Here is a 4,549-nt window from a genome sequence, read left to right as displayed (position 1 = left end):
CTGCCGGGCGGGCCGGGTCGGCACCTGCGCTCCGCCGCGGAGATGGCCGCGCGGCACCGACGCCACCCGCAGGCCGTGCGGACGGCCGCGGAGCTCGCGGCCGAGTGCGCGTTCGACCTCGCGCTCGTCGCGCCGAGCCTGCCGCCCTACCCGGTGCCGCCCGGCCACACGGAGGCCACGTGGCTGAGGGAGCTGGTGCGGCGCGGGGCGCTCGACCGGTACGGGCCACCGGACGCCGAACGCGTCCCCGGTGCGTACGCGCAGATCGCGCACGAGCTCGACGTCATCGAGACGCTCGGCTTCCCCGGCTACTTCCTCATCGTCCACGACCTCGTGTCCTTCTGCCACGAGCGGGGGATCCTCTGCCAGGGCCGCGGGTCGGCCGCCAACTCGGCCGTCTGCTACGCGCTGGGTGTGACCGCGGTCGACGCCGTGCGCCACGGCCTGCTGTTCGAGCGCTTCCTGGCACCCGAGCGGGACGGTCCGCCGGACATCGACGTCGACATCGAGTCGGTGCGCCGCGAGGAGGTCATCCAGCACGTCTACGAGCGGTTCGGCCGTCGGCACGCCGCGCAGGTCGCCAACGTCATCTCCTACCGGCCCAAGTCCGCGGTGCGGGACGCCGCCCGCGCGCTCGGGTACGACGTCGGGCAGCAGGACGCGTGGAGCAAGAGCATCGAGCGCTGGGGGTCGCTGCGCGGGCCGGAGAAGCCGACGTCGTGGTGGCACCTGACGAAGGCGGGACCGGTCGCGCCCGTCATCGACCCCATCGCCGCGCCGCCGTCGCGCCGGCGTCCGCACGTGAGCGACCTGCCCGTGGGTGCCGTGACCGAGGACGGGCACGACGTCGTGCCCGAGCGCCGCCCGCCGTCGGCCCTGGAGGAGGGCGCGATCCCCGAGCCGGTGATCGACCTCGCCGAGCGCTTCCTGCGCCTGCCGCGCCACCTCGGCATCCACTCGGGCGGCATGGTGATGTGCGACCGGCCGGTGATCGAGGTCTGCCCCGTGGAGTGGGCGCGCATGCCCGGGCGCACGGTGCTCCAGTGGGACAAGGACGACTGCGCCGACGCCGGGCTCGTGAAGTTCGACCTGCTCGGGCTCGGGATGCTCTCGGCCCTGCGGATCGCGTTCGAGCTGGTCGAGAAGCACGAGGGCGTGCGGCTGAGCCTGCACTCGCTGCCGCAGGAGGACCCCGCGGTCTACGACCTGCTGTGCGCCGCCGACACCGTGGGCGTGTTCCAGGTCGAGTCCCGGGCTCAGATGGCGACACTGCCGCGACTGCAGCCGAGGTGCTTCTACGACATCGTCATCGAGGTCGCCCTCATCCGGCCGGGACCCATCCAGGGCGGGTCGGTGCACCCGTACATCAACCGGGTCCGTGGCCGCGAGGAGGTCACCTACCTGCACCCGCTGCTCGAGAAGTCGCTCGCCAAGACCAAGGGCGTGCCGCTGTTCCAGGAGCAGCTCATGCAGATGGCGATCGACGTCGCGGGGTTCAGCGGCGCCGAGGCGGACCGGCTGCGTCGCGCGATGGGCTCCAAGCGGTCGATGGAGAAGATGGAGGCGCTCCGGTCGCGGCTGATGTCCGGCATGGCCGCGCGCGACGTCCCGCCCGACGTCGCCGAGCAGGTCTACGACAAGCTCAAGGCCTTCGCCGACTTCGGGTTCCCCGAGTCGCACGCCTTCTCGTTCGCCTACCTCGTCTACGCGAGCTGCTGGCTCAAGGTGCACCACCCCGCGGCGTTCTGCGCCGGGCTGCTCGCCGCCCAGCCCATGGGGTTCTACTCGCCGCAGTCGCTGGTCGCCGACGCGCGCCGGCACGGCGTCGTGGTGCTGCGGCCCGACGTCCAGGCGTCCCAGGTCCAGGCCGACCTCGAGTGGGTCACCCGTGCACCGGGGGGTGAGACCCCGGACGACGGCGGGGACGGCAAGGCCGGCGTGCCGGGGGAGGCGCACGGCGTGCCGGGGGAGACGCCTGGCGTGCCGCCCGACGACGCACCCGCGGTGGTCGGTGTCGCCCGGCCGACGGAGGCCGCGCTGCGCGGACCCGCGATCCGGATGGGGCTCGCGTCCGTGCGGGGGATCGGCGACGCGCTCGCCGAGGAGCTCGTCGCGGAGCGGTCGCGCAACGGCCCGTTCGAGGGGCTGCGGGACCTGGTCCGCCGCGTGCGCCTCACCACCCCCCAGATCGAGGCCCTCGCCACGGGCGGGGCGCTCGGGTCGCTCGGGGTCGACCGGCGCGAGGGGCTGTGGGCGGCGGGCGCGCTCGCGCAGGAGGGTCCGGACACGCTGCCGGGCGTCGCCGTCGGCGTCGAGGCGCCTGTGCTGCCCGGCATGACGCAGGTGGAGACGGCGGTCGCGGACGTGTGGGCGACCGGCGTCTCCGTCGACTCCTACCCGACGCAGTACGTGCGGGACGGGCTCGTCTCGGCGGGGGTCATCACGGTCGCCGAGGCGTTCGAGCACGAGCCGGGCCGCCGCGTCGCCGTCGCCGGCGTCGTGACCCACCGCCAGCGTCCCGGGACCGCCCGCGGCGTGACGTTCCTGTCGCTCGAGGACGAGACCGGCCTGCTCAACGTCATCTGCACGTCGGGGCTGTGGAGCAGGTTCCGGACGATCGCGCGGAGCTCACCGGCGCTCGTGGTGCGCGGCCGCCTCGAGCGCGCCGACGGCGCGACCAACCTGCTCGCCGAGCACCTGGCGCCGCTGTCGCTGCGGGTCCCGACGGCGTCGCGCGACTTCCACTGACGCCGCGCGATCAGCGTGCGTCGCCGACGGGTTCCTCGTCCGCGATGCGGGTGGTCTCCTCCGGGGGCTCCTGCACGTGCTCCTCGTCGGAGAAGTCGGTCGGCGGGTCGAGGTGGCGCAGCCGCGCGAACACCGCCCACGCCACCGCGATCAGCGGCACCGAGATGACCGCGCCGAGGATCCCCGCCACGAGCGTCCCCGCGGTCACACCCAACGCGACCGCGACGGGATGCAGCGAGACCTGCTTGCCCATGACCAGCGGCGTGAGGATGTGCCCCTCGAACTGCCCGATGAGCGCGATGCCGATGCCGACCAGGATCGCGTTGACGATGCCGTTCGCGGCGAGGGCGACGACCATCGCGATGACCATCGCGAGCGGCGCACCGATGAGCGGGATGAACGCGCCGATGAACACGAGGACGGCCAGGGGCGCCGCGAGCGGGACGCCCAGCGCGAGCAGGATGATCACGGCCAGGATGCCGTCGGCGCCGGCGACGAGGAACGTGCCGCGCGTGTAGCCCGAGAACGTGTACCAGGCGACGCCACCGCCGACGTGCCACGACTCCCGGCTGCGCATCGGCAGCTGGTTGAGGAACCACGTCCACATCTCGGTGCCGCGCGTGACGAAGAAGATCGTGCAGAACGTCGCGAGAGCGAGGGCAGTGAGCACCTGCGCCGCAGATCCGACGCTCGTCAGGGCCTGGCTCGCGACCGCGCTGCTGTTCTGCTGCAGCCACTGCTGACCCTGGGCGATCCAGCTCTGGACGTCCTCGGTCGTGACCGTCAGGTGCAGGGGGCTGTCCTCGAGGAAGGCGAGGATCGTCCCGATGCCGGTGTTGAACTGCTCACCCAGGGACTCCCACTGCCCGGCCACCGAGAGCCCGACGTAGGTGAAGAGGCCGGCCACGACGAGCAGCGACCCGAGGATCGACAGCGCCGTGGCGATCCCGCGGGGCATGAACCGGTCGAGCACGTCGACCACGGGCCGCAGCACGGCCGTGAACACGAGCGCCAGGAACACCGCGATGAACAGCAGCAGCACGCGCGACGTCGCCCAGAAGACCAGGGCGACGGCGGCGACGACGACGAGCATCCGCCACGACCAGCCCGCGACGACGCGGAGCCAGTGCGGCGCGCTCTCCTCGTAGCCGACGACGCTCGGGTTCCGTCGCGCGCCGGCGACGCGCTTGGCCGCCGGGCTGGCGGTGGCCAGGTGACGCATCGAGAGCCGCGCGCGCTCCGGCTCGGTGATCGTCGGCTCGTCCTGGTCGGACATCGCACCTCCTGGTCGGCCGGCGCAGGGACGCCGTCGGCCTCAGTGTGCCGCAGCGCAGGCCGTGCCGAGTGGTCATCCGGCCGCGCCGCACCGTGCTATCTTTGCTGCCGCACTCGAGGGGCCCACGGGTCCCGACGGTCCACCTGTCCGGGTGGCGGAATGGCAGACGCGCTAGCTTGAGGTGCTAGTGCCCGTATAGGGCGTGGGGGTTCAAGTCCCCCTCCGGACACTCGTTGAGACAGCGACGACGAAGGCCCCCGACCCGCCGGTCGGGGGCCTTCGTCGTCACCGGCGTGGCCGCGACCCGTCGAGCCGCGTCGTGCAGCATGGCGCCATGCGCGCCGATGAGGGATCCGCCGGGGCCGGCCCCCTCGTCACGCCCGACGGCCGCTACGTCGTCGTGCGCGGTCGGCTGTGGCGGCGGCGCGACCCGCGGCTGAGCCGCGAGGACGTCGAGACGCTCACCCGCGAGCTGATGGCCGCGCGCCGCGCGAAGGGCGCGGCGATGCGCGCGGGGGACGACGG

2 protein-coding genes, 1 tRNA gene and 1 pseudogene are annotated in these 4,549 nt (G+C 73.5%); 3 read left to right on the top strand and 1 reads right to left on the bottom strand.

Features of this window, described 5'->3' with window-relative positions; translation table 11 throughout:
• On the top strand, window positions 1-2,748 hold a 2,748-nt coding region (dnaE, locus tag ICW40_RS16045), incomplete at its 5' end, for a DNA polymerase III subunit alpha (protein WP_260459318.1).
• A 10-nt stretch (window positions 2,749-2,758) separates the two neighbouring features.
• On the opposite strand, the gene ICW40_RS16040 is transcribed toward dnaE, so the two are convergent.
• Window positions 2,759-4,024: an AI-2E family transporter gene (locus ICW40_RS16040; RefSeq protein WP_260459317.1), complete on the bottom strand. Its 1,266-nt coding sequence runs from the start codon at window positions 4,022-4,024 to the stop codon at window positions 2,759-2,761.
• A 145-nt stretch (window positions 4,025-4,169) separates the two neighbouring features.
• Between ICW40_RS16040 and ICW40_RS16035 the strand changes: the two genes are divergently transcribed.
• Window positions 4,170-4,253 (top strand) — tRNA-Leu (locus tag ICW40_RS16035).
• A 105-nt stretch (window positions 4,254-4,358) separates the two neighbouring features.
• A pseudogene (locus tag ICW40_RS16030) lies at window positions 4,359-4,549 on the top strand (2-polyprenylphenol hydroxylase); the annotation flags it as partial.

Source organism: Actinotalea ferrariae, assembly GCF_019733465.1.
GTDB classification, from domain to species: Bacteria; Actinomycetota; Actinomycetes; order Actinomycetales; family Cellulomonadaceae; genus Actinotalea; species Actinotalea ferrariae_A.
Note: the sequence above shows the minus strand (reverse complement) of the source record. Positions and strands in the feature narration are given on the sequence as shown.

Coding starts and splice junctions, on each gene's coding strand:
- ICW40_RS16040 (WP_260459317.1), bottom strand. CDS start 4,024: ATGTCCGACCAGGACGAGCCGACGATCACCGAGCCGGAGCGCGCGCGG.